The sequence below is a fragment of the Nonomuraea sp. NPDC049655 genome (assembly GCF_044465465.1).
Classification (GTDB): Bacteria; Actinomycetota; Actinomycetes; order Streptosporangiales; family Streptosporangiaceae; genus Nonomuraea.
On the sequence record NZ_JBITLS010000007.1, the window covers coordinates 109,938 to 121,977 of the forward strand.

At 73.8% G+C, this 12,040-nt stretch carries 12 protein-coding genes; 4 read left to right on the forward strand and 8 right to left on the reverse strand.

From position 1 onward, the window contains the following. Positions 1-29 precede the first annotated feature (29 nt). The 4 genes from ACIBQ6_RS23290 to ACIBQ6_RS23305 are packed head-to-tail and all read right to left on the reverse strand — an operon-like array spanning position 30 to position 4,425. On the reverse strand, positions 30-1,040 hold the full coding sequence (locus tag ACIBQ6_RS23290) for a phosphotransferase (protein ID WP_397214410.1): 1,011 nt from the start codon (positions 1,038-1,040) through the stop codon (positions 30-32). After that, the gene (locus tag ACIBQ6_RS23295) at positions 1,027-1,173 is read right to left on the reverse strand and encodes a hypothetical protein (protein ID WP_352352560.1); all 147 of its coding nucleotides are present in this window, start codon (positions 1,171-1,173) and stop codon (positions 1,027-1,029) included. Before ACIBQ6_RS23295 ends, ACIBQ6_RS23290 begins: the two co-directional genes overlap by 14 nt. A 49-nt stretch (positions 1,174-1,222) precedes the next feature. Continuing rightward, positions 1,223-3,697 carry a PEP/pyruvate-binding domain-containing protein gene (locus ACIBQ6_RS23300; protein WP_397214412.1) on the reverse strand — a complete coding sequence of 825 codons (2,475 nt, stop codon included), beginning with the start codon at positions 3,695-3,697 and terminating at the stop codon, positions 1,223-1,225. Then, on the reverse strand, positions 3,694-4,425 hold the full coding sequence (locus ACIBQ6_RS23305) for a TetR/AcrR family transcriptional regulator (protein ID WP_397214414.1): 732 nt from the start codon (positions 4,423-4,425) through the stop codon (positions 3,694-3,696). The genes ACIBQ6_RS23300 and ACIBQ6_RS23305 overlap by 4 nt, the downstream gene beginning before the upstream one ends. 114 nt (positions 4,426-4,539) lie before the next feature. Here ACIBQ6_RS23305 and ACIBQ6_RS23310 point away from each other — a divergent pair, with 114 nt between their 5' ends. From ACIBQ6_RS23310 to ACIBQ6_RS23320, 3 genes are all read left to right on the forward strand, one after another. Next, positions 4,540-5,085, forward strand: a complete 546-nt coding sequence (locus tag ACIBQ6_RS23310) for a hypothetical protein (protein WP_357979448.1) — start codon at positions 4,540-4,542, stop codon at positions 5,083-5,085. A gap of 46 nt (positions 5,086-5,131) precedes the next feature. Then, a complete protein-coding gene (locus ACIBQ6_RS23315; RefSeq protein ID WP_397214416.1) occupies positions 5,132-5,512 on the forward strand; it encodes a hypothetical protein in 381 nt (126 codons plus the stop codon). A 79-nt stretch (positions 5,513-5,591) separates the two neighbouring features. Further along, entirely contained in the window at positions 5,592-6,263 is a 672-nt protein-coding gene (locus ACIBQ6_RS23320) for a DUF6766 family protein (RefSeq protein WP_397214418.1), read from the forward strand. Here the strand turns inward: ACIBQ6_RS23320 and ACIBQ6_RS23325 are convergent. Beyond that, the gene (locus tag ACIBQ6_RS23325) at positions 6,197-7,033 is read right to left on the reverse strand and encodes a 1-aminocyclopropane-1-carboxylate deaminase/D-cysteine desulfhydrase (RefSeq protein WP_397214420.1); all 837 of its coding nucleotides are present in this window, start codon (positions 7,031-7,033) and stop codon (positions 6,197-6,199) included. The genes ACIBQ6_RS23320 and ACIBQ6_RS23325 overlap by 67 nt on opposite strands. A 43-nt stretch (positions 7,034-7,076) precedes the next feature. Between ACIBQ6_RS23325 and galK the strand changes: the two genes are divergently transcribed. After that, positions 7,077-8,189, forward strand: a complete 1,113-nt coding sequence (galK, locus tag ACIBQ6_RS23330; RefSeq protein WP_397214422.1) for a galactokinase — start codon at positions 7,077-7,079, stop codon at positions 8,187-8,189. A 5-nt stretch (positions 8,190-8,194) separates the two neighbouring features. On the opposite strand, the gene ACIBQ6_RS23335 is transcribed toward galK, so the two are convergent. The 3 genes from ACIBQ6_RS23335 to ACIBQ6_RS23345 form a co-directional block, all read right to left on the reverse strand. Continuing rightward, positions 8,195-10,024, reverse strand: a complete 1,830-nt coding sequence (locus ACIBQ6_RS23335) for a glycoside hydrolase family 15 protein (RefSeq protein ID WP_397214424.1) — start codon at positions 10,022-10,024, stop codon at positions 8,195-8,197. Positions 10,025-10,048: 24 nt separating this feature from the next. Then, the gene (locus tag ACIBQ6_RS23340) at positions 10,049-11,086 is read right to left on the reverse strand and encodes an NAD(P)-dependent alcohol dehydrogenase (RefSeq protein ID WP_397214426.1); all 1,038 of its coding nucleotides are present in this window, start codon (positions 11,084-11,086) and stop codon (positions 10,049-10,051) included. A gap of 157 nt (positions 11,087-11,243) precedes the next feature. Further along, positions 11,244-12,017: an enoyl-CoA hydratase-related protein gene (locus ACIBQ6_RS23345; protein ID WP_352352551.1), complete on the reverse strand. Its 774-nt coding sequence runs from the start codon at positions 12,015-12,017 to the stop codon at positions 11,244-11,246. Between the last annotated feature and the right edge of the window lie 23 nt (positions 12,018-12,040).

A 12,040-nucleotide genomic window follows, 5' to 3' on the forward strand; every position in this document is an offset into this window, starting at 1 on the left:
GGCCGGTTCGGGGTCGGTTCGGGGTCGCGTCAGGGCCAGCGGGTGCGCAGCCAGGCGAGGGTGGCGCGGCGGGAGCGTTCGCGACGGTCGCGCAGCGCCGGCGGCGCGGGCGCGGTGGCCGAGCGCGTCCAGTAGCCGAGGAGGGCGACCAGGAGGGCGTCCACCTGGTCGGCGGGCGCCCGGCGGCCGAGCGGGTGCGTGGTGAGCAGGCGCTCGGGGTCACGCGGCCCGAGGTCCGACTGCAGCAGCAGGCAGACCAGGTCGGCCCAGGCCGGGCCGGTGCAGGCACGCCCCCAGTCCACCAGGCTTGCGGTCCCGTCGCGGTCGATGAGGATGTTGTCGAAGCGCGGGTCGAAGTGCAGCAGCGTGCCGCCGGTGACCAGGGCGGTCCAGCGGCGTTCGACCGCGGCCAGGCGGGGCAGGCGGGCGCGTTCCCAGGCTCCGGCGCGGGCGGGGTCGAGGGTGTTCCACAGCTCGCAGCGTCCCGACATGCGCCCGGCCAGCGTGGGCAGGCCCTCCAGCGGGGACGGGGTCAGCTCGCGGGCGCACGCGGTGAGCAGGGCGAGCGCGGCGGCCAGCTCGTCGTCGTGCCAGGGCTCGTGCGGGATCCGGCCGGGCGCGACCTCCGAGCAGAGCAGGACCCACCCCGCCGCCTCGCAGGAGAACAGGAACCGGGGGGCGGGCACGCCCGGCGGCAGGGCCGCGCCCACCACGGCCTCCGCCCGGTAGTCGGCCGCGTGCGGCGAACCGGCGGGCACGGCCTTGACGAACACCCGGCCGCCGCCGGCGAGCGTGAGCACGCCGCGCACGCCGCCGGTGAAGCCGCCGTGCCGCTCCGCGAAGCCGGCCGCCGCCCGCCCGAGCCGCCGCTCGACCTCCCGGACGAGAGCACCGGGCAGGTCCTCCCACCCGAGCGGCCCGGTCCGGTTGCCGGGCAGGTCGTGCTGGTCGGGCGGAGTCGTCCGATTGCCGGGCAGGTCGTGCTGTTCGGGCGGAGTCGTCCGATTGCCGGGCGGGTCGTGCTGTTCAGGTGGTGTCATCCGGTTGCCGGGCCTCCTGGAGGTCGGGCTGGGCGGCGTCGCGGTCGAGGCCCAGCAGGGCGAGGCGGAAGCGGGCGCAGCGCGCTTCGAGCTCGCGCTCGTCGTCGAGGATCCACTGTTCGATCATGGTCATCCAGTGAACACACCGGCCGCCGGGGGACGGCCGACTTGGCGCAGTCTTTTCACTGGAGCAACTCGACCGTGCCGCGCTCGCCGTCCACGCGGACGCGGTCGCCGTCGCGCAGCCGCATGGTGGCGTTGCCGGTGCCGACCACGGCCGGGATGCCCAGCTCGCGGGCCACGATCGAGGCGTGCGACAGCGGCGCGCCCATGTCGGTGACGACGGCGGCCGCGCGCGGGAACATGGGGGTCCAGCCGACGTTCGTCAGGGTCGTCACCAGGATCTCGCCGGACGCCAGCCGGTCGCCGTCCTCCGGGCCGGCGATGACCCTGGCCACGCCCTCGACCACGCCCGGCGCGCCGGGGAACCCGGTCACGGTGTCGCTGACCGGGACGTCGAACCCGCGGGCGTCGTAGACGTCGGCCCGGCGGCCCGGGTCGGCGGCCCACCGGACGGGGTCGAACCGGCCGACGATCACCGTCGGGTACGGCGGCAGCGCGGCGTACCGGTCGTGGGTCGCCCGCCGGACCGGGATCCGGGCCAGGGCCGAGGCGTCGCCGCGCAGCACGTCGAGGATCTCCTCCAGGTAGAGGTGGAACAGGTCGTCGCCGTGCCCGGTCAGCTCCCCGGCGCGCACCACGAACGCCCGCAGCACCCAGAAGGCCCGGATGTTCTCCGAGCGGGCGCTCTCCCGGTCGCGGACGACCGCGTTCCACCGCCGTACCCGGGCGCGCATCCGGGCCTCCTTGCCGGGGTAGCGGGCGGCGAACCGGGCCCACGCCTCCTGCCTGGCCTTCTCCTGCCGAGCCAGCAGCGCCTCGGTGCCGGCCCGCAGGTCGCGCAGGCCGGCGAGCTGGGCGTCGATCCAGGCCGGGTCCTCGCCGGGCCGGGGCCTTGAGACCTCGAACTCGTGCGGGCCGCGGTGCCCGTAGGCCAGCGCGAACTCCTCCCTGCTGATCTCGCCCCTGGCCAGCCGGCCCAGGCCCAGGACGGGCCCGAGGCTGGCCAGCTCGCCGTCGGCGTTGACGCCGGTGAGCATGGCCTCGGCGTCTGCCTCGCCCATCAGCCTGCGCAGCCGGTCGCGGGTCCAGACCAGCGTGGCGCCGCCCTGGCGGCCGGCGGCCTCCAGCATGCGGCTGGAGGTGACCAGGTGGGGCTCGATGGCGGACGTCCACAGGTCGGCCAGCTCAGGGCCGCCGGTCGTGGCGGCGACGCGTTCGCGCAGCTCCTCGCAGCGCTGCCGGGAGGTGGCGAGGAAGGCCGGCAGGTCCTTGATGTTCCGGCGCACCCGCCGCTGGAGGGTGACGGCCATCGGCAGGACGCGCCGGACGATCTCCCAGCGGGACAGCCGCACCAGCGGCACCTCCAGCCCGGCCGGCAGCCTGCCGAAGACCTGCTCGACCGCGCCCAGCCTGCTCCGCATGCCCAGGGCCGCGGCGATGGAGTGGACGACGCTGAGGTTCATGTAGAAGCGGCCGCCGATGTTGCCCACCAGGTCGAACCCGGGCAGCGCCGAGGCCGACATGGCCTCGTGGATGAAGATCCGGACGAACGACCAGGTCGCCGGCGTCATCACGTCGGGGATGGCCTCGCCCAGGTTGCCCGCGGTCCACAGGTAGTCGCCCTTGAGGCTGTCGTTCCACTCCTCGACCTGCGGTTTCAGGCCGGTGATCGGGCGGGCCTGGAGGATCGCGAACGTGCCGTCGCGCCTGGCCCACTCGACGTCCATGGGCATGCCGTACAGGGCCTGGACGCGTTCGCCGAGCGCGGCCAGCTCCACCGCCTGCGCCGCGTCGAGCACGGGAGCGCGGCGCAGCTCCTCGGGCACGGGCTCCTCGCGGGTGCCGCTCGCGGTGCGCACGGTCATGACGGTCTTGTCGGCGACCCGCGAGCCGGTGACCCGGCCGCCGGACAGGGTGATCGTGTCCGGCGTGACCTGCCCGCCGACGACGGCCTCGCCGAGCCCCCAGGACGCGTTGACCACGATCTCGTCGCGCGCGCCGGTGACCGGGTCGGCGGTGAACATGATCCCGGCCGCGTCGGCGTCCACCAGCTCCTGGACGACCACCGCCAGGGCCACGTCGTCGTGCGGGACGCCGTTGCGCTCGCGGTAGGCGACGGCGCGCGGGTTCCACAGCGAGGCCCAGCAGCGGCGGACCGCCTCCAGCAGGCCGTCGGCCCTGACGTTGAGAAAGGTGTCCTGCTGCCCGGCGAACGACAGCTCGGGCAGGTCCTCGGCGGTGGCCGAGGAGCGCACGGCCACCGCGACGTCGTCGCCGAGCGCGGCGTGCGCGGCCCGGATCTCCTCGGCCAGGCCGGCCGGGATCTCGTGCGCGGCGAACAGCGCGCCGGGGTCGCCGCCGGCGGCGATCTCGTCACCGAACGCCGCCACGAACGACCGGTACGCCCATGTCGTGACGACGAACCCGCCGGGCACCGGCAGCCCCGCCCTGACCAGCCGGGCCAGCGAGGCGCCCTTGCCACCCGCGGTGCCGAGGTCGGCGGCTTCGTCGTCGAGGGGGATGACTGCCTTCATTGCACGCGCTCCTTGGCCGGGCTCATGGATGTCGCCAGTTTGCGCCGGGCGACGTCGGCGAGGGCGTCGAGGAGGTCGAGCGTGGCCCGCGCGACGGCGGCGGCGTCGTCGAGCGGCAGCGCGCGCCCGGTGCCCACCGCGCGCTCGACGGTCTCGGCCAGCAGCTCGGCGACGCGGTCGTCGGGCAGCCGCTCCGACTCCGGCTGAGCGCCGGGCAGGAACATGAAGCCGTAGAAGATCGAGCCGATCACCGTGACGTGCTCGGCCGGCTCGGCGCGCACGGCGCCCAGCCGGACCAGCTCGCGCAGGTAGGCGTCGAAGGGGCCGCCGAGTTCGAGGCCGCCGGCCGCCGGGCCCTGCCGCTTGAGCCGGGTGAGCTTGCCGAGCACCTCGGAGTCGTCGAGCAGCACCGCGTGCAGCAGCGGCCGGTGCAGCAGCGCCGAGGCCAGGCTCCCGAACAGCTCGCCGAGGGTGGCGGGCGCGCGGTCGCGCACCCGGTCCAGCATGAGCACCCGCTCGCGCCGCAGCAGCGCGGCGAACAGCTCCTCGCGCGTCTTCCAGTGCAGGTAGATCGTGCCCTTGGCGACCCCGGCGCGCCTGGCGACGTCGTCGACGGTGGTCTTGTCGTAGCCCCAGCGCAGGATCAGCTCGGCGGCGGCGTCGAGGATCCGGTGGGCGCGCTCGGCCTGCCGCGCGGGGTCCTGCGGCGGCCTGCCCGCTCTGGCCATACGTCGTCCTCCAATTGTTTGACTGGATGAGCTTATGTGGTCACGTAATTGATGGCAAGGCCGGATCTCCCGTACGCCGCCGGGAAGGGGCCGCCGGGCCGTAGCGTGGGGGGCATGGGCAAGGCGTTCTGGATCGACCAGGAGTTCGACAGGGACCGTGACGGGCGCTACGCCGTGCACGTGCGCAAGAACCTCGACGAGTTCGAGTGGGGGGACATCGCGCCGGTCAGGTTCGCCTGCGCGGCCTGGCGGCTGGCCACCCCGCCCGCCCTCACCCCCGGCTACGTGCGCTGGGACCGCCGCGTCCTGGAGGCCACCTGCCACCGCAACACCTGGGACGGCACCCTGTTCGCGCGCGTCCGGATCGTCTCGCCGCCGCCCGCCGAGCTGACCAGGTCGCGCGCCTGGTGGCGCGACCGCGGCTGGCTGGGCTGGCAGGAGACCTTCGGCCAGTACGTCGAGCCGAGCCAGCAGGACCTGGCCCGCATCCCGTTCCTGCGCGCCACGCTGCTCGTCGAGGCGCCCGTGCCCCTCGGCGACCTCCCGCCGGAGCCCGAGGGGCCGCACGACGAGGTCGAGCAGCGTGCCCACCGGGCCGTGCTCGTGCTGGTCCGCGAGCTCAACGCGCTGGTCGCCCCGGTGCTCGACCAGCTCGGGTAGCCCGCCGGCCAGCATGCCCGCTGCCCCCGTGGGTAGCTGGAGGCTCATGAGATTTCCGTTCGTCGTGACGGCGCTCCTCCTGACGGCCGTCGGCTGCGCCGTGGACACGACGTCCCCCGCCCGCGCGGCCGAGCGGTTCCACGCGGCCCTGGAGGCTCACCACGAGGACGCCGCGTGCGGGCTGCTGGCCCGGACCACCGCCGAGAAACTGCCCGACCGCGGCCAGACCTGCGCCCAGGCGCTGGGCGACCTCAAGCTGGGGCCCGGCGGCGCGGTCACCGAGGTGAGCGTGTGGGGCAAGGAGGCCCAGGTGCGGCTGGCCGGCGACACCCTGTTCCTGCACCGCTTCGACGACGGCTGGCGGGTCAAGGCCGCGGGCTGCCGGCCCGTGCCCGACCTGCCCTACGAATGCGAGGTGGAGGACTGATGCGGGTGATGTTCACGCTGACCCTGCTCGTCATCGCGGCGGGGCTGGCCTGGTTCCTGGCCATAGGGTGGGCGCGGTTGTGAAGTGGTTGAAGGAGAACTCCCTCTCGCTGGCCTTCCTCGTCATGTTCCTGCTGGCGCTCGGCGGGCAGGCGGTGGCGGGCATGCTGCAGTTCAACGACGTGCAGCTGGTCCAGGGCGCCGACCCGGTGTCGTTCGCCGAGTACGTGACCTCCTCCGACTTCGCCGTGGACGTGGCCGAGAACTGGCAGTCGGAGTATTTGCAGTTCTTCCTGTACATCATGCTGACCGTCTGGCTCGTCCAGAAGGGCTCCCCCGAGTCCAAGAAGGTGGAGGACGCCGGGGCCGAGTCGGACGAGGAGCAGCAGGTCGGCGCGTACGCCACCAGCTACTCCCCCGCCTGGGCCAAGGCCCGCGGCGCCCGGCTGTGGCTGTTCAGCAACTCGCTCGGGCTGGTGATGGGGGCCATCTTCGTGCTGTCGTGGCTGGCCCAGTCGGTGGCGGGCCAGGCGGCCTACAACTCCGAACGGCTCGGCGACCTGCGCGACCCCGTCTCGTGGGGCCAGTACGTGACCTCCGCCGAGTTCTGGAACCGCAGCCTGCAGAACTGGCAGTCGGAGCTGCTGGCCGTGTTGTCGATGGTGGTGCTGTCGGTCTACCTGCGTCAGCGCGGCTCGCCCGAGTCGAAGCCGGTCGGCGCCCCGCACACGGCCACGGACGTCGAGGGCTGACCGGTCAGCACGGCCACGACGCGGGTGCCCGGCGCGAACGCCCCCCGCCGGGCCAGGTCGAGGACGCCGTAGAGCATCTTGGCCACGTAGACGCCCTCGACCCGGTGCTCGGCGGCGAACCGGTCGAGGGCGGGGGTCGAGCGGGCGTAGCCGCCGAAGTGGTGGTCGAGGTCGAGCGACCAGTTCGTCCAGGTGCGGCCGTAGGCCTCGCGCTGGAGCCGGGCCACCTCGCCGGCCAGGAAACCGGCCCCCTTGAGCACCGCGAAGCCCAGCGCCCGCCTGCCCTCGGGCAGCCCGGCCGAGATGCCGGCCAGCGTGCCGCCGGTGCCGACCGGGCAGCAGACGACGTCGTAGTCGACGTCGATCTCGGGCGGCAGCTCGGCGCAGCCGCGCACGGCCTCGGCGTTGCTGCCGCCCTCGGGCAGGATGGCGACGTCGCCCCACCGCTCCCGCAGCCGGGCCTGCACCTCGGGCGTGTGCTTGAGCCGGTAGGCGGCGCGGTCGAGGTAGGTGAGGGTCATCCCGCAGGAGGCGGCGAAGGCGAGCGTGGGGTTGAGCGGCAGGTGCTCCTCGCCCCTGATCACCCCGATCGTCTCGATGCCGTGCAGCCTTCCCGCCTGGGCCACGGCCCTGATGTGATGGGAGTACGCCCCGCCGAAGGTGAGCAGCCGCCGATGGCCCAGGTTGTACTTGAGCTTGCGCCGCTTGTTGTCGTCGTGCATCAGGAACACCCGGACCTGGCCGAGCGCTGGATCCAGGAGCTCCTCCATGGCGCTAGTCTACGGTCGGGCCTTTGTTGAGGAGTGTTGGATTATGCGCGTTGCTGAAGCTTTTCGTGCCGCCTTCGGTGCCGATCCCCGGACGGTCTGGCGCGCGCCCGGCCGGGTCAACCTGATCGGCGAGCACACCGACTACAACGACGGTTTCGTCCTGCCCTTCGCGGTGCCGTGGGGAGTGAGCGCCGCCGTCACCCCGCGCGCCGACCAGACCGTCCGGCTGCTGTCCCTCCAGTCCTCCGGCGGCCCGATCGAGCTTTCGGCCAGGGAGGAGGCGACCGGCTGGGCCCGCTACGCCGTGGGCGTGCTGGCCATGCTCGGCGACCGGGTCGCCGGCGCGGACATCGCGATCGACGGCGACGTGCCCCAGGGCGCGGGGCTCAGCTCCAGCGCCGCGCTGGAGGTGGCCGTCGCCTCCGCGCTGAACGACGTCCACGGGCTCGGCCTGACGCCGATGGAGATCGCGCTGCTCAGCCAGCGGGCCGAGAACGACTTCGTCGGCATGCCGTGCGGGATCATGGACCAGGCCGCCTCGGCGCTGTGCGAGGAGGGCCACGCGCTGTTCCTCGACTGCCGCTCGCTCGGCTCCAGGAAGATCCCCCTCGACCTGGCCGCCGAGGGCCTGAGCATCCTCATCATCGACACCCAGGTCCACCACGAGCACGCCGGCGGCGAGTACGCCAAGCGCCGCGCCGAGTGCGAGTCCGCCGCCCGCAAGCTGGGGGTGGCGTCCCTGCGTGACGTCACCGACCTGGCCGCGGCCCTCGACCGGCTCCAGGGCGACGAGCGCAAGCGCGTCATGCACGTCGTCACCGAGAACCACCGCGTCGAGGCCCTGGTCGGCCTGCTGCGCGCGGGCAAGGTCACCGAGATCGGCGCCCTGCTCAACGCCTCCCACCTGTCGCTGCGCGACCAGTACGAGGTCTCCTCGCCGGAGCTCGACGTGGCCGTGGAGGCCGCCTTCCGCGGCGGGGCCCGCGGCGCCAGGATGACGGGCGGCGGCTTCGGCGGCTCGGCCATCGCCCTGGTCCCGGACGACCGCCTGGACGGCGTGCGCGAGTCGGTCTCGGCCGCCTACGCCGAGCGCGGCTTCCAGGCCCCGCGTTTCCTGGCCGCCACCGCCGCCAAGGGCGCCCACCGGCTGGCCTGAGCCGGTCAGGGCGTGCGGGCCGCCCCCGCCCGTGCCAGGTTGACCCCGCTGGCGATCACCCCGATGTGGCTGAACGCCTGCGGGTAGTTGCCCGCGAACGCGCCCGTGGCCGGGTCGATCTGCTCCGGGAGCAGGCCGAGCGGGCCGGCGCGGGCGCACAGGGAGGCGTACAGCTCCTCGGCGCGGGCCCGGTGGCCTTGCAGGATGAGGTTGTCCACCAGCCAGAAGCTGCACAGCAGGAAGGCGCCCTCGTCGCCGGGCAGGCCGTCCGGCGACTGGTCGTGCAGGTAGCGGTAGAGCAGGCCGTCACCGGCGGACAGGCGTTCGGCGATGGCGGCGGTGGTCGCCGCCATCCGCGGGTCGTCGGCCGGCACGACCTTGCGCAGCGGCAGCGCGAGCAGGCTGGCGTCCAGGCCGCCGCCGCCGTCGAGGTGCTCGCTCACGCACTGCGCCTCCTCGTCCCACGCCTGCTCCAGGATCAGCCGGCGCAGCTCCTCGGCGGTGGCGCGCCATCGGGCGATCGGACCGGCCAGGCCCAGCCGTTCGCCGATGGCCGCGGCCCGGTCGAGCGCCACCTGGCACATGCCCGCCGAGTAGGTGAAGACCCGGCCCTGGCTGCGTACCTCCCAGATGCCCTGGTCGGGCTGCCGCCAGCTGTGCGCGGCGGCCTCGGCCAGCGCCGACAGCCCCGACCACAGCGCGGGCTGCAGGTCGCGGCCGGGCAGCAGCCACTGGTCGGCGCAGTCCAGCACCTCGCCGTAGACGTCGTGCTGGCGCTGGTCGGCCGCGCCGTTGCCCCACCGCACCGGCGCCGAGCGCCGGTAGCCCTCCAGGTCGGCGTCGACGACCTCCTCGGGTACGGGGTCGCCGCGCAGCGTGTACATGATCCGCGGCTGGCCGCTCTGCTCGAAGGCGTCGAGGACCCAGCCGAGGAAACCGTCGGCCTCCTCCGCGAAGCCGACGCGGCGCAGCGCGAAGACGGCGTAGGCGGCGTCGCGGATCCAGGTGTAGCGGTAGTCCCAGTTGCGCACCCCGCCGACGGGCGCCGGCAACGAGGACGTCGGCGCCGCGACCAGCGAGCCGTTCACCCAGTCGTCGCACAGCTTCAGCGTGATCACCGAACGCCGGACCAGCGCCTCCTGCGGCCCCTGGTAGGTGCACGCGCCCATCCAGCGCCGCCAGGCGTCGGCGGTCTGCCGCACCATCGACTCGGGGTCGAACCGGTGGTGACGGTGGATGCGCCCCCACGACAACACCAGGTCCAGGCGCTCGCCCTCCTGGAGGTCGTGCACGGTGCGCAGCCCGGTCAGCGGCCGGTTGGAGCGCAGGTGCAGCCGCAGGTCGGGCCGGCGGGACGCGCGCACCTCCAGGCCGCTGCCGAGCACCCGGGCCTGCCCGCCGCCGCGCGGCGCCAGCTCGGCCCGCAGGCGCACGTCCCCCGCCAGGACGACCGCGGACCTGACCAGCTCGCCCCGTCCGCCGCCGGCGTCGTCGCTGAGGTCGGCGCCGGCGCGCAGGACCAGCGCGTCGGTGATCCGGACCACGCCGGACGGGCCGCGCAGCTCGGTGACCAGCACGGCGGTGTCCGGCTCGTAGTACTGCCTGGCCTCGCGCAGGTCGTCGGACGTCAGCGTGAAGCAGCCGCCGCGCTCACGGTCGAGCAGGCCGCACAGCAGCGGGTCGCTGTCGAAGCGCGGCAGGCACAACCACGGGATCGAGCCGTCGAGGGCGACCAGCGCCGCCGTCGTGCCGTCGCCGATGAGCCCGAGGTCCTCCAGCGCCGGGTAGCCCTCCCGGTGGCGCACCGGGCGGAAGGGTGGATCGAGATCGAGCATGGCCGCCGTTCTCCTCCGAGGTCCTCACGTGAAGGTGATCATCACCTTCACCACGTCGTCGAGCTTCTTGTCCGAGACCTCGAAGGCGCGTTCCATCTCCGCGAAGGGGAACGTGTGGGTGGTCAGCGGCGTGGGATCGACGCGGCCGCCCGCAAGGACGCGCAGCAGGCGTTCCATGCGCAGCCGCCCGCCCGGGCACAGGCCGGTCGTGATCTTCTTCTCGGCCATGCCGACGCCCCACTCGACGCGCGGGATGCGGACGAACTCGCCCTGGCCGTAGTAGCCGGTGTTGGAGACCGTCCCGCCCGGCTTGACGATTTTGATCGCGGTCTGGAAGGTGGCGTCCGCGCCGAGCGCCTCGATGGCGGTGTCCACGCCCTGCCCGCCGGTCAGGCGGAGCACGCCCTCGACGACGTCCTCGGCGCTGAAGTCGACGATCTCGTCGGCGCCGAAGTCGCGGGCCAGTCGCTTGCGGCGGGGCACCGACTCGACCCCGATGACCAGGCCCGCGCCGCGCAGCCGGGCGCCCGCGGTGGCCATGAGGCCCACCGGGCCCTGGGCCAGCACGGCGACCGCCCCGCCGATGGGGATGTCGCCGTTCTCGGCGCCCATGAACCCGGTCGAGAGCATGTCCGCGCAGTAGACGGCCGTCTCGTCCGGCACCCCGTCGGGGATCTTCGCCATGTTGGCGTCGGCCTCGTTGACGTGGAAGAACTCGGCGAAGACGCCGTCCTTGGAGTTGGCGAACTTGAACCCGCCGAGCGGGCCGCCCGACTGCGACGGATGGCCGTTCTGGCAGGCGAGATCGCCCCAGTCGGGGGTGATGGCCCCCACCAGGACGCGGTCGCCCGGCCGGAAGTCGCGCACCTCCTCGCCCACTTCGTGCACCACGCCGACGCCCTCGTGCCCGAGCGTGAGATCGGCGCGCGGCCCGATGCCGCCCTGGACGGTGTGGGAGTCGGAGGTGCAGATGAGGGCGGTGGTGGTGCGGGCGACGGCGTCGCGCGGACCCGGCCGCGGCACCGGTTTGTCCATGAAGCCGACCCGGCCGATCTCCTTCATGACGAAAGCCTGCACCGCGCCCCCCGAACGTGCCCCCGCTGGACGTCCCCCACGCCCCGGCCTGGCCGCGGACCCTTCGGACACGCCCAGCCCTACCCGGCGGGGATCGCCGTCTAACCTCGGCGCGCTCCGCTCGCACCCCCTCCGGCCTGCGGTTTCACAGCGCCGGGAAGTCCGGCGGGCGACGCTCCAGGAAGCTGGCGACGCCCTCGGCGAAGTCGGGCCGCCCGAAGGAGGCCAGCATCTCGTGGACGGCCTTCCTGGCCGACTCCTCCAGGGTGACGTCCCAGTCCTGCCACACCTGCCGCTTGATCACCGCCATGGACGCCGGCGAGCTGTGCACGGCCAGTTCCCTGGCGTACTCCTGGGCCTGCGCCAGCAGCGACTCCCCCGGCACCGCGCGGTTGGCCAGCCCCAGCTCGTACGCCTCCCGCCCGCTGAACACCCGGCCCGACAGCAGGACGTCCATGGCCCGCTGCTGGCCCATGACCCGGGGCAGCACCCAGGACAGGCCGTACTCGGCGACCAGGCCGCGGCGCGGGAAGGCGGTCGTCCACTTGGCCTCCTCGGCCGTGAAGACCAGGTCGCAGACGAGCGCGTGCACCATGCCGAGCCCGGCGCAGGCGCCGTTGACCGCGGCGATGATCGGCTTGCCGATGGTCGTGGGGAAGGTGTTGGGACGGGGGTCGGGGGTCTCGTCGTAGGAGCCGGTCTGGATGGCGGCGAGCGTCCTGAAGTCGGCGCCGGCGCAGAAGCCCTTGCCTGCGCCGGTCACCACGATCGCCCGGACGTCGGGGTCCTTCTCGGCCTCGGCCAGCAGGTCGAAGTAGCGCCGGCCCATGGCGTCCGTCCAGGCGTTGAGCGTGTCGGGACGGTTGAAGGTCAGCGTGAGCACGCCCCGGTCCGACGATGAGAGCACGAGTTCCGCCATGCCCTAACCGAACCATGTTCTGG